This is a genomic window from Hyalangium gracile (assembly GCF_020103725.1).
GTDB lineage: Bacteria > Myxococcota > Myxococcia > Myxococcales > Myxococcaceae > Hyalangium > Hyalangium gracile.
This window is the reverse complement of sequence record NZ_JAHXBG010000001.1, coordinates 494,910-513,194: the sequence shown is the minus strand read 5'-3', so window position 1 is coordinate 513,194 and position 18,285 is coordinate 494,910. Positions and strand designations below refer to the sequence as shown.

Below are 18,285 nucleotides of genomic sequence, written 5' to 3'. Positions count from 1 at the left end.
GCTTACTGACCCTCAGGGCTTCGGAGGAGGGAAGACGAAACGCCCGAGTCGCTTCCTCGAGTCGAGCAGCGCCCGGGAGAAGTCCTCCGCCGTCTGGGGGCGCGTGAGCTCGAGGGCGTCCGCGTGCACCAGGTCCATGGGCATCAGGCAGGCCAGGGCGTTGTCGGCGTACATGGCCTCGGTGTCATCCCGGCCCACCGAGAGATCCTGGCTCTCCATCACCGTGGTGAGCGCGGCGCTCCAGCCTCGCAGGTAGGCCTCGATGCGCGGGTCCTGGCGACGCCCGGCCGAGACCAGCAGCACGGGCTGCTCCTTCACGTCCCGGATGTGCATCTCGGCGCCGTTGAGGTACCAGCAGACCAGTCGGACCAGCACGTAGAGGTCGTCCGGCGCGGCGTGCGGCGGGCGGTAGTCCGAGTCCGGCACCCACTCCAGGCGGAAGAAGTCGGACTCGATGGGAAACAGCTCCTCGAGCCACGGGCGGACGTCCGTCATTTCGGCGGCTCGAGCTTCTCCAGCGCCTCGAGCCGCTGCAGGAAGGCACGGCCCTTGGCCGGATCCGTCATGTGGATGAAGGCCGCCATCCCCTTGAGCTGCTCCAGCGTCTCGCCTTCCTTGCCCGGCTTGCCCTTCTCCCGGTTGTGGATGGCCGCGCGCAGCCGCCGCACCACGTCCCGGGGCACTCGCGCCGCGGGCACTCCGTCCGGGGCCTCGTTCACCACCAGCCCCGTCACGCGCTGCTGCGTGCCCTTGCGCAGCACCCGCGTCTTCTCCGGGTGCATCGTGAAGCCCTCGGCCTCCAGGATGCTCTTCACCCGCGCCAGCAGCACCGCCACCGGCGCGTCCGCCTGCGCCTTGCCCTTGGCGCCCTTCGCCCGCCGCCACGAGAACGTCAGGTCATCCGCGTAGCGCGTGTAGGTGAAGCCCAGCCGCTTCGCCATCGCCGACACCCGCTTGTCCAGCTTCAGGCACAGCGCGTTCGTCAGCGCCGGAGAGGTGGGCGCGCCCTGCGGCAGCGCTCGCGGCCCCTTGGCCACGTAGAGCGTCTTGCCGCGGAACTCCATCACCTCGCGCGGGGCCTCGGTGGACAGCATGGACAGCAGCGTCGCCGCGCCCTCCGGCAGCCCGCCCTTGCGCAAGAGCCCCTTCACCCGCTGCCACGTCACCGAGGGGAAGAAGTCCTTCACGTCCACCTTCACCAGCACCTCCGCGCCCCGGTGCGCCAGCGCGTTGGTGAGGATGGAGCGCCCCGCCACGAAGCCGTGCGCCGCCCCGTGCACCGGCAGCCGCTCCACCACGTTGGCCAGCACCCAGCGCTGCGCCGCCTTGAGCTCCTTCTTCGGCGCGGTGATGGTCCGCTGCCCGCCGTCCCGCTTCGGAATCCGCCAGCTCTGGTAGTGGGTGCCCGTGTCCACCTCGCGGTGGAAGGCGAACCAGCGCAGCCGCGACACCGTCACCCCGAGCGCCTTCGCCAGCGCCTCGGGCGAGTCCAGCTCCGGCATCCCGTTGGCCTTCGCCCGCTCCTCGCGGTTGGGCACGTCGAACTTGTCCGGGCCGCCCTGCTCGTCCCAGTGCACCCCCGTGCCCAGGTGATTGATGTGCGTGGCCTTCCACGCCTCCCAGGCCTGGCGCTCCAGCGCGCGGCGCTCGACGGCCTCCGCCTTCTTCTTCTCCTTCCAGGCGGACTTCTGCTTCTCGGAGAGCTCCTCGAAGTCCACCTCCTCGGCCGCGGCGCCCTTGGCCACCAGCTGCGCGCGCACCCACTCGTCCGCGCCGCCCGCCTCCTGGATGGCCTTCCACCGCGTCAGCAGCGCCTCGTGCTGCTGGCGGCGGGCCTCGCGCTGCGCGAGCGTGGCCGGCGAGGGCGAGCCCGGCGCTGGAGCGGTGGCGGGCTGCGGCGGCGCGGCGGGGACGTACGACTCCAGCTTGGACGTCATGGGCAGCTCCTGACTGCGGGGCGGCGGTGGGCGGGCGCGACGGACGCGAACGATCGAGGGAGGCCCCCAAGGCACCACCTGCTCACCTGGGGCACGGTAGCCTCACCGGCTCTCCCCTGCGCGGGCCCTCTAGCTCGCTGGGGAAACGGCGGTTGCGTCGTTGGTTCAGCTCCCCGGCGAGCTAGAGGGCCCGCGCAGGGAAGAGAGCCAAGAACAGGCTACCTTGCGGAGAGTGTCCTGCATTGCATCCAGAGCGGCGCAGCGCCGCTCCCGCGCTCGAGGCGCTGAGGCTGATGGCTTTGGGACCTCTCTCGATCGTTCGCGTTGTGAGGACTCTTGCTCTGTCGTACCCGCCCTGCTGGCCGTGGGGTAATCAGCCAGACAGTCCGGTTTTCTACACCACCCGTGAGGCCCCGTCGATGTGTCCGAGGCCACTGGCGGGAGGGTGCGACGGGCGCGAGCAATCGAGGGAGGCCCCCAAGGCACCACCTGCTCACCTGGGGCACGGTAGCCTCACCGGCTCTCCCCTCGATCAGTACTATGACGGGGTGGAGAAACGGCGGTTGCGTCGTTGGCTCAGCTCTACACCCCGTCATAGTACTGATCGAGGGAAGAGAGCCAAGAACAGGCTACCTTGCGGAGAGTGTCCTGCATTGCATCCAGAGCGGCGCAACGCCGCTCCCGCGCTCGAGGCGCTGAGGCTGATGGCTTTGGGACCTCTCCCGGTCGCTCGCGCTGAAGAGTCTGTCGTCTCGTCCCACCTCCCTTTCCGGCCGCGCGGTGGCGGCCCGTTGCGTGTCGTCAGTGGCTACACCATCGCCGAGGCCGCATCGATGTAGCCCTCGGAGGCCAGCGTCTCCAGGCGCGCGAAGTAGGCGGCGCGGGCCTCGGCATCCGTATCGAACCACAGCTTCTGCCGGCGCGGCTCGCCCAGGCGCGGGCCCCACTCCACCGCCACCACCTTGCCGTCCAGTGAGACGCGGTACACCTGCTCCTGCCCGGAGGTCTCGCGCCGCACGTACGAGCGCGTCTCGGCGCGGATGTGCTTGCGCCCCTCCGGCGTCTGCCGCAGGGCCTCCTCGGCCGTGCGCTGCCGGGCGTAGGCCAGCCGCAGCGCCATCATGTGCTCGCACGGGCCCTCGCGCACCCCGGAGCGCCGGAAGTGCGGACAGCCGCAGCTCGCCTCCTTCACCCGGCCCTCGAGGTCCAGCGTGAAGGCGGGGAAGAAGCTGCGCACGGCCTCGCGGTCCACCACCTCGCCGTGGATGCGGGTGCCCTCGCCCACCACCTCGTGCACCTTGGTGACTTTGACTTCGCCCGCGCCCGGGCCGCCGTCGCCCAGCAGCCGGTGGGCCCGCGCCTCGCGCTCGCTGCCGAAGCGGATGGTGGCCTCGTCCACGGGGGTGGGCATCAGCTCGCGCGGCCGGTAGGTGCCCTTGGCGACGTCATAGAGGATGCGCCCGCGCAGACACTCGAGCTGCAGCGCCGCGCGCACCGCGTCCTTGGGAGCGCCCGCGCCCGTCACCAGCGTCTCGAAGGAGAGCGGGCCCTCCGAGCGCAGCCGCTGGCGCAGCTTCTCCGAGAGCCCCTCCGGCACCGCGCGCGGCATGAGCACGTCGAAGGCCGCCGCGCTGGACCAGCCGCTCTCCGTCCAGCCGGTGAGCGCCAGCGTCAGCGTGGCCGGGCCCATGTCCACCACCCAGAACACCGGCAGGCCCGGGCCGAGCAGCTGCACCCGCACGCTCTGCGCGTGAGGCAGCAGCCGCGCCAGGGCCGCCAGGCGCTGCCGTCCGAACGTCCGCACCACCGCCGGCGCCGAGCCCGTGTACACGGAGGCGTGGCACTCCAGCACCAGCTCCCACGGCTCCAGCACCAGCCGGGGCGGAGCGCCGGGCACCAGCTCGAAGCGCAGCGCGCGCGGCGCCTTCTTCGCCTTCCGGGTGCGCAGCGCGAAGAGCAGGTTGTACAGGTCGATGGGCGCCAGCGTGCACGTGTTCGCCGGCAGCGTGGCGGCCGACTGCACCTGGAGGAAGCCGCGCAGCCACGCGTGAGGCACCTCCACGTTGCGGGGGGCCCGAGCCTCGCGCGCGGGCAGCGCCACGTGGGCCTCCAGCGAGAGCGGCACGTAGGTGCGCAGGCGATCCACCTTGGTCATCAGCTCGGTCGGCACGTCCAGGAAGGTGGAGCCGTGCGCCGCCTCGCGTCCGTCGAAGAGCGTGTTGTCGAAGGCCAGGCGCGCGTAGGCGCTCTCGTCGCGGGAGAACACCTCCAGGGACACCTGATCCGGATCCACCGTGAGCACGGGGTCGAGCACCGTGTCCTTCTGCTCCTCGGTCTGGAGCGAGGCGTCCAGGAAGGCCTTCTGCGCCTCCCAGATTTGCGCGGTGGCGCGCTTGCCCTGCTTCATGAGGTAGGCGAGGTACGCGGTGCGGTCCTTGCCGCGGTAGCGCAAGTCACTGGCGAGCACGCCGAGCGTGGCGGCCAGCGCGTCTCGGAAGAGGGCGGGCTCGCGCACCCGGCCTCGGAGGCCCACGGTGCCGCGAGAGCCCTCCAGGGCCAGTAGCACGCGGGACGTCTCGGGGCGGGCCTCCACGTCGCTCGCGGTGGCGTAGCGTAGCTCGACGGGGTGGCGGGTTGCGGTCGTCACGACGGGCTCCCTCCCTTCCGGGCGCGCTCGGCGGCCCGGCGTGCACGTTTATGGGCGCGGTAGGCTGCCTTGCGCAGCTCCACCGACTGGCCCTTGTCGAAGGCCTGGCCGCGCAGCAACTCCGCGGCGGCGTCTCCGCCCAGGCGTCCCAGCGCGGCCCAGGCGTCCTGCTTCACCTCGGGCGCGGCGGTGGTGGCCAGCGGGCGCAGGGGCTCGAGCTGGCGCGAGGCGATCACCGTCGGCAGCGCCACCCGGCGCCCCTCGGAAGAGGCGAGCGACTTCGCGTCCTTCAGTCCCGCGCCCATGGGGCCCACGGCCACCGGGTCGAACGGCTTCACCGCCAGCGCCCACTCGGCGCGCTCGGGAGCCAGCCGGGCCAGGGAGGTCGCGGCGGCCTCGCGCACCCGGGAGTCCGGATCCGCGAGCGCGGCGCGGAGGGCCTCGGCCGCGGCGCTGAGCTCCTTCGGCGCGGAGAGGACGGGCTTCGCTCCCGCCTCCGCCGTGCCCAGGTGTCCCAGCACGCGAGCCGCTTCCTGACGCACCTCGGCTGGAGCTCCGGCCTCACCACCCTGGAGGATGGCGCGAGCCCCCGTCGCCAGCTCCGCGGCGCCCAGCCGGGAGCCTGCCCAGAGCAGCCGCTGCCACGCGCGAGCCAGCGGAGGGCGCTTCGGGCCGGTCGCCGAGGCCCACTCGGAGGAGGTGCGCCGCTCGGCCTTCACCACCGCCCCGGAGAGCGTGGCCGCGTCCGCGGCTGGCAGCGGGGCGCGCGGCTCGCCCGTCCACGTGCCGATGACGAGGGCCGCCTCCTCGCGGGCCTGTGATTGCTCGTGCGCGAGCAGCGCGGCCAGCTCGGGGACGGGCAGGGCGCCCCGGCGCGCGAGGCCTCGGCGGAGACGCTTGCGCAGCGGCTCGTCCTTGAGCGTGGCCAGGCGGGGGATGAGCAGCGCGGGCTCGGCCTCCTCGGCCAGGTACGTGGCGGCGGGCTGGGAGATGTCCGAGTAGCGGCTCGCCACGGCGAGGAACTCCACGCGCACCCGCTCCTTCGGGAAGAGCACGTCGAGCGCCTTGCGCGCCTCCTTGCGCAGCGTGAAGTCATTCGAGTCGAGCACCGTGGCCAGGGCGGGCTCGGAGGCCACGTCTCCCAGCTTGCCCAGCTCCGCCGCGGCGGTGATGCGCACCGGGCTAGAGGTGCCCTCGTCGGTGAGCAGGGCCTCGATCTTCACCCGGGCCCGCTCGCCGCCGATGTAGCGCAGGCCCCGGATGCCGGCCTGCTGCTGCTCGAAGGAGTCGGCCTCCATCGCCTCGGCCTCCACCTTGTCCTCGACGCGCCTGCGCTCCTCGGCCTCGGGGAGCTTCGCGGCCAGCCGGCCCAGGCCCTCGATGGCGGCCACCACCATGCTCGGCTCGGCGGGAGCCTCGGGGGTTCCACCCGCGGCCACCGTCTCCAGCTCGGCCAGGGCGCGCGAGTCTCCCAGCGTGCCGAGCGCCAGCAGCGCCCGCTCCCGCTCTCCCGTCTCACCGGCCCGCGCGTAGAGCAGCAGCGGGCGCAGGGCGCTCGGGAGCTTCTTGAAGGCCGCGGCCTCGGCGGCGGGCAGCATCAGCTCGCGAGCCCCGGCGCGCAGCACCTCCTCGATGGGCTCCACCTTGGCGCCCTGGTGCACCACGCGCTGGGCGTAGCGAGCCACCGCCTCGCGGCGCACCGTCACATCCCGGTCATTGAAGAGGCTCAGGAGCAGCGCATCCTGGCCCGCGTCGGCGCCGTGCTCCAGCTCGCGCGGGACGGCCTGCCGCACCGCCACGTCCGAGGAGCGCGCCGCCGAGCCCAGGAAGCGCACCGCCAGGGCCGCGTCCCGCAGCGTCATGTCGCGGGTGCCATCGGGCAGCAGCTTCACGCTCCGGTCCGCCACCGCCATGGCGGCGGAGATGCAGGCCAGGCGCACGCTCGGCGCCTCATCCTCGAGCACCTGGCGCGCCAGCACGTCCACTGCGTCCGGGTGGAGGGTGCGGCCCAGGGCATTCACCAGGTGGTTGCGCTCGTCCAGGCTCGTCGCGGTGCGCAGCCGGCCGGCGAGCGCGACCACCGCGGCGGGAGTGGCCAGCCGGGCCAGGGCCTCCATGGCGCGCTTCGCGCTGGCGGCGTTCTCCGAGCGCAGGAAGGTGCCGAGCACCTCCACGGAGCGGTCATCCTTGCGCCAGGCGAGCAGCTCCGAGGCGCGCAGCCGCAGGTCCTCGTGCTCGCTGGCCATGGCGCGCCCGAGCGCCTCGGTGACGCGCGAGTCGTTGGCGCCGGACAGCCGCTCGATGACGCCGATGCGCAGGTCCGAGTGCTCGCTGGAGAGCGCGGCCAGCAGCGGCTCGAGGCTGCCGGCGGGGCTGAGCTTCTCCAGCAGCTCGAAGGCGTACTTGCGCACGTCCGGCAGCGGCGAGTTCAGCGCGGCGGTGACGCGAGGCCGGGCCGCCTCACCCCGCGAGGCCAGCTCGTCCAGCGCGGCGCGGGCCACATCCTGCGAGAGCGAGGCCAGGGCCAGGGCCAGCGGCTCGTCCGAGCCGGCGGGGTACAGCTCCTTGAGGCCCGCCAGGGCCGCCTTGCGCACGAGCTGGTGCGGATCCTCCAGCGCGCGCAGGAGCGCGGCCACGGCGGCGGGCTGTCCGGCGAAGCCCTCCTGGGTGAGCTTCACCACGCGGTCCACGGCGTCGCGGCGGACGCGGTGGCCCTCGTCGTCCCCGGCGGACACCTGCCGCAGCAGGCCGACGTAGGCGCCAAAGGCCAGCCGGCGCAGGTGCTGGCGCTCGGCGGAGGCGAGCGCGTCGGGAGAGGGCGTGGCCTCCTTGCCGGAGGTGCCGGAGGTGAACAGGCGCCGCAGCCAGTTCTTCGCGGGCTTCTCCTGCTCGGGCCGGGGCTTGGGCGTCGTCTCCGGCTTCCACGGCTGCTCCAGCGAGCGCGGGCGCGCCACCTTCTGGGCCTCGCGGAAGTAGTCCAGCGGCTTGTGGCGCAGGTTGAGCACCTGGGCGGCGGCGTAGCGCTGCTCGGAGACGTCGCTGGCGAGCGCCTCGGCCAGCCCCACCATGCGGCGGCCTCGCTCGTCCTCGGCGGGCCACTCCTTCATGTCGCCGGCCTTCTCCGGCTTGGGAGGCAGCAGCGCCTCCACCAGGTGGGCCTGGTAGGCCTCCGGATCGGCGCGCAGTTCCAGCGCGCGGGCGGCGGCGTAGCGCACCTCGGGCCGGGCGCTGGAGAGCGCGCTGGTGAGCAGGTCCGGCGGCTCGCCCCGGCGAGAGGCGCGCAAGTCCCTGGCGAGGATGATGGCGAACACCATCTCCTGCACCTCGCGGGCGCGATCCTCCAGGCCGTGGAGCATGCCGCCCTCACCCTCGACGCCGAGCGCGGCGAAGGAGAGGATGGCGCCCAGGCGGATGGGCAGATGCTCATGGCGCAGCGTGCCGGTGAGCACGGGCAGGGCGCGCGCGTCCCCGAGCCGCGAGAGGCCATCCGCGGCCCACGAGCGCACCGCCACATCCGCGTGGCCGAGCGCGTCCAGCAGGTAGCCCTCGTCCCCGCGGCGGGAGGCGGTGGCCAGGCCCCGGGCGCCCTGCTCGCGCACCTCCGCCAGCTCATGCTTGAGCAGCGTGGTGGCGTGGAAGGAGAGCAGCCGGCGCGAGCCCAGCGTGGCCAGCGCGCTCGAGGCGCGGGCGCGGAGCGGGTTGAGGAACGCGGGCGGGTAGCGGCGCTCCAGCTCCTTGTCGGTGATGAGGACGCGCATCGGCTCGATGATGTCCTCGGCGCCGCGCGCGGCGAGCAGCTCCGCGGCGCGCACCTTCAGCGGCAGGGCGGCGGAGAGCAGGCCGGCGAGCAGCGGTCCGTTCTCGTTGGGGACGAGCTTGTCCAGCGACTCCAGCGCCTGGAGGTGGACGGAGGCCTCCTCGTCCTGGATGAGCTTGAGCAGCGGCGAGCGCAGCGCCTCGGCCGGGGCGTGCACGGCGTTCTTCGCCGCGAGCGTGCGCAGCGAGGCGTGCGCCGTCTCCAGCGCCGCGAGGTGGGGCTCGGCCTTCTCCTTGCCGGCGAGCTTCACCCAGGCCTCGTACGCGGCGGTGGCCACGCCCGCGTCGCGGTCCTGCACCGTCTTCTTCAGTCGCTCGAGCGCCCAGTCCTCCTTGGCGCGCGAGGCGAGCTCCTCCACGGCGCGCAGGCGCAGGTCCGGGAAGCGGCCCGTCAGGGCGCGGTCCAGCGCCTTCTGGGGCTGCTTCTCGTTCCAGGCCCAGAGGGTGCGGAAGGCCTCGCCGCGCACCTTCGCGCCCTCATCCTCCAGGGCGTTGCCGAGCAGCAGCTCCGCGCCCTCGGGACGCTGGCCCTGCGCGCCCAGCTTCACCAGCCGGTCCAGGCCACGGACGCGCACATCCTCGAAGCCCGAGCGGAGCGCGGCCTCGGCGCTGGACAGCGGCACGTCCGCATCCAGCGCGACGACGGCGTCGAGCGCGGAGGAGCGCACGTCCGCGTCCGCGTCATCCATCATCCACACCAGCCGCTCGCGGGCGCGCGGATCCTTCAGCGCCTGGAGCGCGATGGCCGCCTGCCGGCGGATGGAGGCCTCGGGCTCGCGAGAGAGCTGGAGCAGGGCACCCAGGGCGCGCGTGTCGCCGAGCTGAGCCAGTCCCCGGGCCCCGCGCACGGCGGTGTCGGGCGTGCGGCAGGCCATGGCGGCGAGCAGGGGCTCCAGGTCCGTCTCCGGGAGCGCGGCGTCGGGCTTGCCCGAGCCGATGAGCTTCTCGAGGAGCTTGTCGCGGGCGGCGGTGACTTCGCCCTCGGTGGAGAACTTGCCGGTCTGTCCCTCCGGAGACAGGCGCCGTGCCGAGAACACCATGCGGCGGGCCACGTCGCGCACGGCGAGGCGGAAGTCCTCGTCCTTCTGATCGAGCACCTGGGCCAGGGGCCGACGCTCCAGCACGCGCACGGTGAAGGCGACGCGGCGCACGTCCGCATCCGCGTCATCCAGGGCGCGGGCGACCAGCGGCTGGAGCTGCGCGGCGCCGAGCTGTCCCGCGCTGGCGGCGCGGATGAGCACCTCGGCCTTGATGTGGGCGGGGCCCCGCTCGAAGGCCGTCTTCAGCGGCTCGGTGCTGCCGGCGGGGGAGGCCTCGGTGAGGGCGTCCAGGGCGGCCAGGCCCACGTTGGCGTCGCCGTCGGTGAGCTTGCCGGAGATGAGGCCCGGCACCAGCGGCGAGGTGCCCGCGAGCCTGGCCAGCCGCCGCAGGCCCAGGATGCGCACGTCCGCGAAGCGCGAGTCGAGCGCGGCGCGGGGGGCGGCCAGCGGAGACTCCTCCAGCGTGGTCAGCGCCTCGAGCGCGGCGGTGCGGACGGCGGGGTGGTCGTCATCCAGGCGCTCGCGCAGCTTGGGGCGAGCGGCGGTGCGGCCTCGGGCGGCCAGCTCGGAGGCGACCAGCTTGCGGACCTCGGCCTCCTTGTCGGAGGAGAGCACCTTGAGGAGGAAGTCGAGCGCCTCCGGCTCCTCGAGCGCCGAGGCCTCGCGCACGGCGGCCTCGCGCTTGGGTCGGCCGCCGCCGAGGGACTCGGTGAGCGCCTCGAAGCCGTGGGCGTAGTGGAGCTGCTCGTCGGTGGGCTTGCCGTCCGGCTCCAGGGTGAAGCGGTGCACGCGGCGGTCGTCGCCGCCGGTGAAGACGTGGCCCAGCGTCGTCTTGGCCTGCCGGGCGTTGGGCGGCGGGGCGAAGGCGAGGGCCGTCAGCGGCTTGCTGCCGCAGTCGAAGGTGCGCGGCTTGCGGCGCTCGTCCAGGCGCCACACCTTGAGCTTGCCGTCGGCGCCGGCGGTCCAGAACCGATCGCTGGGCTCCTGGCCGGGCTCGGCGGTGGGCGTGGGAGGGAAGACCAGCGCGAGCACGGGGCCGGCGTGGCCGGAGTCCTTGTCGCCGCGCACCTCGAACTCGACAGCGCCGACGAGGTACCAGAGGCGGATGCGGCCATCATCGCCCGCGGAGGCCAGGCGCCCGTCGCGAGGGGTGAAGGCGAGGGCGCGCACGGGGCCCTCGTGGCCGGCCATGTCCCGGCGAGCGCCGGAGGCCACGGTGAAGGAGCGCACCACGGCGTCATCGCCCGCGCAGGCGACGAAGGTGTGGCCGGGGTCCACGGCGACGGCGCGCAGGGGCTGCGGGGAGGCCTGCCACTCGTGCACCTTCTTGCCCGAGTCCAGCGCCCAGCCGCGCAGGAAGCCATCCACGCCCACCGTATAGAGGCGCTGTGAGTCCGGGCTGAGCGCCACGGCGGTGCAGCCACCGGGGTGGGCGCCCGTCAGCTCGCGCTCGAGCTTGCCCTCGCCCAGCGAGCCCACGCGCACGGTGCCATCAGCGCCAGCGGCGACCCACCGCTCGCCGGCGAGCGCCAGGGCCTGCACGGCGGAGGGGAGCTCCACGCTCCAGAGGACCTTGTTGGCGGTGAAGTCGTACGCGGTGAGCCGGCTGGCGGGGGCGACGCGGGCACCGCCGACCAGGAGCACGCGGCCGTTGGCCGCGAGGGCGCGTACCTTCTCGATGTTGCCGATGGCAAGGTTGGCCATGACGCTCTTGAACCCTCCGAGTCGGACCCTGGGGTGCGCCACGAGAGGCCGCACCTGCTGGCTGCCGACTGCCCGCCGCTGGGTTTAGCACAAGCCTCGCTTCGACAGGCGTCCCATCGAAAGGATCCGGGCACCTGCCGGAGGGTCATCCGGGCAGTAACGGCGGAAGCCACCTGTCTCGCGGGGGCGAGGGCCAGCGCTCAGTGCATCGCCGCCTCGCCCGCTTCCGCCTTGGCGCCGGTCTTCACCCGGGGAAAGAAGAAGCTGAAAGCGAAGGCGAGCACCGACATGGCGGCCATGATCCAGAAGTTGGTGGCGAGCCCGTCGGCCAGCGAGCCGCTCAGCTGGCGCAGCACCTCTTCGCCCAGCCCGCGTCCGTGCTCGGGCCCGAGCAGCTCGTTGGCCGCGCTCACGGGGATGCGCGGGTCCGCCGTCAGCCGCTCCACCAGCACCCCGCCCATGGCGCCCACGCCGAGCGCCCCGCCGATGGTGCGGAAGAACATGTTGCTCGCCGTGGCCACCCCTCGCATCTCCCAACCGACGCTCGTCTGGACGGCGATGAGCAGCGCGGTAGCCGCGAAGCCCAGGCCCGCGCCGAACAACCCCATGGCCAGCTCGGGGAGCAGCAGCGGGGCGCCCGGCCTGAGCACCAGCGCCAGCACCACCGTCGACAGGGCCGACAGCCCCAGGCCTCCCATGATGAGCGGCCGGAACCCCACCTTCACCATCACGCGCCCACAGATGAGGGCGCAGACGGGCCAGGCCACCAGCATGGGCGTGAGCATCGCGCCGGCCTGTGTGGCCGTGCCACCCAGCACGCCCTGGACGAAGAGCGGCACGTAGGTGCTGGCGCCGAACATCGCCGCCGAGAACAACGCCGACGTCACCGAGGCGATGGCGATGGTCGGGCGCACCAGGACGCTCGGAGGCATGATGGGCTCCTTTACCTTGCGCTCGACGAGGACGAAGGCCCCCAGCAGCACCGCCGCCACCACGAGCGGCACCAGCCGGTTGTCGTGGCCCTGAGCTCCCAGCAGGAGCGCCACCACCCCCAGCGAGAGCAGCACGGCGCCGACGATGTCGAGCGGACGCTTCTGCTTCTCGATGTGCTCGTGGAAGAAGATGAAGAGCAGCACCATCGTGCCCAGGCCCACCGGCACGTTGATGTAGAAGATCCAGTGCCACGACAGCCACCGGACGATGAGGCCACCGGCCAGCGGCCCCACCAGGCCCGAGACGGCCCACACCGCGCTGAACAGCCCCTGCACCCGGCCGCGCTCCTCCAGGCTGTAGAGGTCGCCGATGATGGTCAGCGTGGTGGGCTGGATGGCGCCCGCGCCCAGCCCCTGCACCGTGCGGAAGACGATGAGCCACTGCATGGACGGGGACAGGCCGCTGGCCACCGAGCCCGCCAGGAACAGGGTGATGCCGAACAGGATGATGGGCTTGCGCCCGTACAGGTCCGTCAGCTTCCCGAAGATGGGGACGGTGACGGTGGAGGCCAGCATGTACGCGGTGAAGACCCACGCGTAGTGCTCGATGCCGCCCAGATCGCTGACGACGGTGGGCATGGCGGTGGAGACGACGGTCATCTCCAGGGCCGCCATGAAGAGGCTCAGGGCGAGTGCGGCGGTGGTGAGCGGGCGGTGGGTCTTGCGCATGGCCGGGTGAGGCTCGCGCAATAGCTCACACCGGAGTCCGAGGAGCAAGCGGTTGACACGCGAGTGTCTCCGCCCGCCTCCAAGCAGGCCCCGCGAGCTCGTGGCTCAGCGAGCCGGAGAGGCGGACCCGGGACGCTCGGGGAGTGCGACGAGTCCGAGGACCACGCTGGAGACGGAGCTGTCGTGCATGTTGCCCTCGTCCAGGCGAGCGAGCAGCACGAAGCTCTTTCCGCTGGGGGACAGGAAGAGGCGATCGAAGGTGGGGTCCCAGCGCCCGGCCATGACCGGAGACCACTCGGTGGGGCCCAGGGTGAACTCGCCGAGCGCAACGGGCTTCTTGCCAGTGCGGAGCCGCACCGTGAACGTCGCTCGAGACAGATAGGTGCCAATCCCGTCTTCCTCGCTCTTGCCGCTATCGCGCCGCTCGACGCGGCAGGTGACGTCCACGGTCTGCCGGGCCCAGGGGCCCGAGGGCAGCACCAGCGTCGTCGTGGCCGTGCCGACGGCGAGCTTGCTGTTGCCGCGCGGGGTGGCCTTCCGAGCGCCCTTCCGGGGCATCACCACGGCGCCGACGGCCAGCAGATCGACACCCTGCTCCGCCAGGGCCGCCTTCGCCTGGGTGAGCCGCTCGCGCGCGGTCTCGGGCGGAGTGCAGGGCTCCGAGTCCTGGATTCCCCACGTCTTCGTGGCCGTGGTGCCCTCGTAGAGCTGGAGCAGGAGTCCGCCCCGGAACTTCTTGCCCAGGTGGTTCACGTAGCCGGGGCAGTACGGAGGAGGCTCGCTCAGGTCGTCTTCCGAGTCGGACAGGTCGTAGCGGCGGACGGCGAACCGCTTTTCGTCCTTGGACCAGCCGATGAGCTGGAAGTCCGCGGGCATGTCCGAGGAGACATCGGGCTTGGGAGGAGCCTTGTCCCTGGCGGGCGCGGCGCTGGAGGTGAGCAGGAGCAGCGCGAGGAAGACGGAGGAGCCGCGAGACATGGCGGCAGGAAAGCACGCCAAAAGAGCCCTGTCTTCGGCCGTCCCGCGCCAAGTGTCTGGGGGAGCGCGACGGCGCGAGCCGGGTTCCGACGGGAGCGGACAGGATCTTCTTCGCGATGGGACCTCGGCTGTAGGGCTCGACCAGGGGAGGTGCCCGTGTCGGGCGAGTGCGCCACCGACTGGTATGCTTGTCATACCAGTTCGCAACAAGTCGGGCCGACAGGTGGGGCCCGGTCCACGAGGAGGGGAGCGCCAACGCGTGTCCTCCTTCGAGCAGGAACACTCCGTTGTTCTCTATCGTTTCGCTCTCTGCGGGTGGTCGCCAATGACGGTGGTTTACGGCCCGTTATTGCTTCGCCGCAGCGTCTGCTCCGCCGCTCAGCTGGCCTGCTGCGCCACCACTTCCTTCACGTCCTTGTTGTCGGACGCGCCCGAGAGGCGACGGAGCAGCCGCCGCCGGACGACGTCGACGTGCTCCCGGAAGAAGTAGAGGTTCTCCGCGTACGCCAGCGGCACCGGGATGCGGTTCACCTCGCGCTCGGCCTCCTCGAGCCGCTTCACCATGTCCAACAACATCTCCTGCCCGGGGTTCTCCTCGAGCTGGATCTCGATCTCCTTCAGCCGCGCGTACCAGCGGAAGATGCGCGAGCGCACCCGCCACAGGAAGAACGCCGGCACCGCTCGGCCCAGCGGCACCACCACCGCGATGATCGGCACCAGCATCACCCAGAGCCGATCCACCAGGTTCGCCGCCCAGAACGGCAGGTAGCGCTGCAGGAACGGCACCCCCGCCTCGTAGTAGCGGCGCGCCTCGCTGCTCAGCGGAAAGCCCGCCTCCAGCGGCGCCGGGAACTCGCCCGAGCGATCCAGCAGCCCCGCGCTCCCATGCACCGAGCTCGCCGTGCGCATCAGCAGGTACGCGAGCGCCGGGTGCAGGCTGTCTCGCGCCACCAGGTTCGCCGTCGGCGCCAGCAGCACCACGTCCCGCTCCGGCACGTCCGCGGCCAGATCGAACACCCCGCGCGGCAGCACGTGCTTCGACAGGTACGGGAACCGGCGCGTATACGCATCCGCCCGCCCGAAGCTGAGCAGCCGCACCTCGGGCACCGCCGCCAGCTTCTTGATCGCCGGAGACTCCGCCGGAGCCACCAGGAACACCGCGTCGATCTTCCCCTGCTTCAGCTGCTCGATGGCCTCATCACGCCCGAACGGCAGGAGCTCCGTCGGCGCCTTGTCCACCGCGTTGGCCCCCAGGAGCGTCATCGCCAGCGCGCGCGTCCCGCTCTCCTCGGGCCCCACCGCGATGCGCTTTCCCTGAAGCCCTCGCACATCCTCCAGCGGCTCGCCCCGGTAGAAGACCCACAGCGGGATATAGGACAGGCTCCCCAGTGAGACGACTCCCTCCGCCTTGTCCGCGCCCACCGTGCCGCTCTGCACGAACGCGACGTCCACCGCCCCGCTCTCCTCGGTGAGGAGCTTCACGCTGCTCACCGAGCCCTGCGTCTGCTTCAGCTCCAGCGTGATGCCGTCGCGCGCCAGGGCCTCCTGGTACTTCCGCGCGAAGTACCGGAACCCACCCTCGTCTGGCGCCATCGCGATGACGAGCTTCTTCGGCGGCGCCGGCTTGACGAAGTAGAACGTCACCGCGAACGCGATGCTGATGAGCACCGTCGCGGGCGCGATCGCGATCCACAGGTCGCGCCGCAGCGTGCGCCGGAGCTGCTCCTTCAGAGGAATCTTCATGTAGGTGCGGAGTATAGACGGCGCCTCACAGGGAGACGCCCGGGTGTGCCGCCCGCAGCTGCACCAGGGAGGCCAGGCAGCTCTGCCACTCTCCCTTGGCCAGCGAGCCAGTGAACTCGTTGAGCACCGGCGCCACCACCCGCGCGAAGGCCTGGTCCTCCAGCCCCAGGTCCCTCACCAGCTCGATGATGCGCCGCTTGGCGGTGCTCGCCGACAGCCGCCGCTGCACCATCCCCTCGCGGCCCTCCTTCGAGCGCCCCGGCGGCAGGCCGAAGAGCATCCGCCGCACGAAGGTGCGCAGCGCGTCCACGTTGGCGAAGCGCTCCATGCCGCTGACGGCCGGAGCCTCCGTCGCCCCGGCGGGCTTCCACCCCGCCGGCAGGTGCGTGGGGCGGTGCTTCTCCCAGAGCAGGCGCACGGCGAACAGGCCCACCTCGCGGTCCGCGCTCTCCATCAGCCACGCCAGCCGCTCGGCCCCGCCCAGCCGCGCGTAGTGCCGGCGGATGAGCTCCACCGCCACCTCGCGCGTGCTGCGCTTGGTGCTCTCGGTGAGGGTGAACACCTTCACCGCGTCCAGCTCCTCGGGCTTGAGCGTGCAGCGCTCGTCCGCCCCCGCCTCGCCGGCCTGCAGCAGCGCGTCGTAGGCCAGGTTGCGCACCTCCTTGGCCTCCGCCTCGGCCAGCTCGTACACGCGCGGGTGGTAGCCCCACGCGCGCAGCTCCGCCCGGGTGATGGCCAGCGCGAAGCGCCGCACGTCATCCCTCGCGTCGAACAGCGCCGGCCACAGCCGCTCGGCCGTGTACGCCTTGCGCGGCGCCTTGGGCTTGAGCTGGTAGGACTTGGACTCGGGCTGCTCGGGGCCGATGACGGGGTGGTGCACGCGCAGGTACGTCTGCGCGAACTGCCGCACCGGCACCGGCTGCTTCGCTCCCAGCGCCAGCTCGAAGAGGCGCTCCAGGCCCGCCGCGGCGTCCTCGGACTCGCTGAAGTCCCCCGGCGAGAGGTTCTCCAGCAGGTAGCGGTGGGCAAACCCGTGCAGCGCCGGGTCCGCCCGCCGCGCCAGCGCCAGCAGCCAGGGCACGGTGAGCTGCCGCGCGCTGAAGAGCTTCCGGTTGCCCAGCAGCGCCAGCGCCACCTCGCGGTACTTCGCGTTGAACACCAGCCCCTTCACCCGCTCCACGTCCAGCCCCGGCAGCGCCTCGGCGCGCATCAGCCACTTCTGCACCGTGCTGCCCAGGCGCGGGTGGATGGCGTTGTCCAGGAGCCAGTCCGCGCCGATGGCCGCCGGCGAGTACGCCCCCAGCGCCTTGAGCGCGAACTGCTCCACCGGGCTGGCGTAGTACGTGGGGAACTTGCTGTGCCGCGCGTCCGCCAGCAGCTCCTTATAGAAGGAGGCGGGCAGCTCGGCGGCGGCGTACTTCGAGTCGATGTAGCCCTTCACCCACGAGAGCTGCTCGTTGCTCCCGTAGAACATGTCGATCAGGAAGCGGTGGGACAGCTCCGCCCTGTCGAACGCCTGCTCCAGCGCCTTCGCGGCGAAGCCGTTGGTGGCCTTGAAGGCCAGCAGCCGCCCCAGGAAGTCCGCCCCCAGCTCGCGCGGGTTGCGCTTCTCCAGCGTCGCGGCGGCGTACATCATCGTGTCCGCCAGGCCCGAGCCCAGCAGCTCCGCCAGCCGCTCGGCGGGCAGGTCCGCCGCGTGCGCCCGCGCATACTCGATGGCGTAGGTGCGCGCCTTGGGGCTGGGCGACACCAGCAGCGCCAGCACCGCCTCGTGCAGCCCGAGCCCGCGCAGCTTGCCCTGGTGGAACTCAGGCGAGCCCTGCAGCGTCTCCACGAGGAACTCGTGCGCGCTGGCCAGCGGCCTCCGGGCGAGCCTGTCCAGCCACGTGGGCGTCACCTGGCGCAGCGCCTCGGGGAAGTCCTTGCGCAGGTTCTGGATGGCGAAGCGCGCCGCCGGGTCCGACTGGCACGTGTCCAGCAACCGCATGAGCGCGTCCGGCGAGCGCTTCCACGCGTCCGGGAAGGCGCGGTACTTCACCATGTCCGCCGGCACGTCGATGGTGAAGGAGTACGCGTTGTACTTCTCCGAGCCGTGCGCCCAGAGGTGCATCGCCACCCACGTCTGCCGCCACCGCGTCTCCGGGGTGTAGTGGCGCAGCACCTCGACGGCGAACTGGGGGAAGAGCTCCGGCACCGCGGCGCCCAGCTGCCGCAGGTAGCGCCACGCGCGGCGACGCAGGTAGGTGATGGTGCCGAGCGACACCTCGCGCGTGGTGTGCGTCTGGCTCTCCACGTCGAAGCGCCAGGCCAGCACGCCGAACATCTCCGCGTCATGGCGCTGCTCGGCCAGCTTGTAGATGCGCTTGAGCCCGCCCCACAGGCCGAACTGGAGGTCCGCGCCGCGCACCAGCTGGAAGAGGGTGGCGCGGCTGGCGTCGGTGTTGCGCTCGTAGAGCGAGACGAGCAGGTCCGCCAGGGTGAAGCGCGGCGGCAGCGGCACGTCCTTCTGGGCCAGGAAGCGCTGCCAGGCCTCGTGCGAGGCGGCCCGGCGGCCCTTGGCGTCGCGGCGGTGCTGGGCCTGCCACAGCAGGGACTTCAGGCCCTGGAAGTCGATGGCGCCCTCCGGAAGAGGCTTCTCGGGGGGCTTCTCCGGCTGGACCAGGAAGGCGATGACGGCTTCCGGCAGTTCCGGCGCCTCGGCGCGGGCCAGCCGTTGGAGGTCTGCGGTGCTCAGCTCTTCGCTCGGAGCCATAGGCCGC

8 protein-coding genes are annotated in these 18,285 nt (G+C 72.4%); all 8 read right to left on the bottom strand.

What is annotated here, in order from left to right; translation table 11 throughout:
* Positions 1 to 12: 12 nt before the first annotated feature.
* Positions 13 to 495 (bottom strand): hypothetical protein, encoded by a 483-nt coding sequence (locus tag KY572_RS02175; RefSeq protein ID WP_224240453.1) that lies wholly within the window; start codon positions 493 to 495, stop codon positions 13 to 15.
* The gene (locus KY572_RS02170; RefSeq protein ID WP_224240452.1) at positions 492 to 1,937 is read right to left on the bottom strand and encodes a reverse transcriptase family protein; all 1,446 of its coding nucleotides are present in this window, start codon (positions 1,935 to 1,937) and stop codon (positions 492 to 494) included. Before KY572_RS02170 ends, KY572_RS02175 begins: the two co-directional genes overlap by 4 nt.
* A gap of 808 nt (positions 1,938 to 2,745) precedes the next feature.
* A complete protein-coding gene (locus tag KY572_RS02165) occupies positions 2,746 to 4,584 on the bottom strand; it encodes an SWIM zinc finger family protein (protein WP_224240451.1) in 1,839 nt (612 codons plus the stop codon).
* Positions 4,581 to 11,144 carry a HEAT repeat domain-containing protein gene (locus KY572_RS02160; RefSeq protein WP_224240450.1) on the bottom strand — a complete coding sequence of 2,188 codons (6,564 nt, stop codon included), beginning with the start codon at positions 11,142 to 11,144 and terminating at the stop codon, positions 4,581 to 4,583. The genes KY572_RS02165 and KY572_RS02160 overlap by 4 nt, the downstream gene beginning before the upstream one ends.
* 200 nt (positions 11,145 to 11,344) lie before the next feature.
* Entirely contained in the window at positions 11,345 to 12,805 is a 1,461-nt protein-coding gene (locus KY572_RS02155; RefSeq protein WP_224240449.1) for an MDR family MFS transporter, read from the bottom strand.
* Between the two features lie 105 nt (positions 12,806 to 12,910).
* Positions 12,911 to 13,783, bottom strand: coding sequence for a hypothetical protein (locus KY572_RS02150; protein WP_224240448.1), 873 nt, complete (start codon positions 13,781 to 13,783; stop codon positions 12,911 to 12,913).
* A 378-nt stretch (positions 13,784 to 14,161) separates the two neighbouring features.
* Positions 14,162 to 15,526, bottom strand: a complete 1,365-nt coding sequence (locus tag KY572_RS02145) for a TAXI family TRAP transporter solute-binding subunit (RefSeq protein WP_224240447.1) — start codon at positions 15,524 to 15,526, stop codon at positions 14,162 to 14,164.
* 25 nt (positions 15,527 to 15,551) lie between these two features.
* Complete coding sequence (locus tag KY572_RS02140) at positions 15,552 to 18,278, bottom strand: hypothetical protein (RefSeq protein ID WP_224240446.1); 2,727 nt, start codon at positions 18,276 to 18,278, stop codon at positions 15,552 to 15,554.
* Positions 18,279 to 18,285: the final 7 nt, after the last annotated feature.

Coding starts and splice junctions, on each gene's coding strand:
- KY572_RS02155 (WP_224240449.1), bottom strand. CDS start 12,805: ATGCGCAAGACCCACCGCCCGCTCACCACCGCCGCACTCGCCCTGAGC.
- KY572_RS02140 (WP_224240446.1), bottom strand. CDS start 18,278: ATGGCTCCGAGCGAAGAGCTGAGCACCGCAGACCTCCAACGGCTGGCC.
- KY572_RS02175 (WP_224240453.1), bottom strand. CDS start 495: ATGACGGACGTCCGCCCGTGGCTCGAGGAGCTGTTTCCCATCGAGTCC.
- KY572_RS02160 (WP_224240450.1), bottom strand. CDS start 11,144: ATGGCCAACCTTGCCATCGGCAACATCGAGAAGGTACGCGCCCTCGCG.
- KY572_RS02170 (WP_224240452.1), bottom strand. CDS start 1,937: ATGACGTCCAAGCTGGAGTCGTACGTCCCCGCCGCGCCGCCGCAGCCC.
- KY572_RS02145 (WP_224240447.1), bottom strand. CDS start 15,526: ATGAAGATTCCTCTGAAGGAGCAGCTCCGGCGCACGCTGCGGCGCGAC.
- KY572_RS02150 (WP_224240448.1), bottom strand. CDS start 13,783: ATGTCTCGCGGCTCCTCCGTCTTCCTCGCGCTGCTCCTGCTCACCTCC.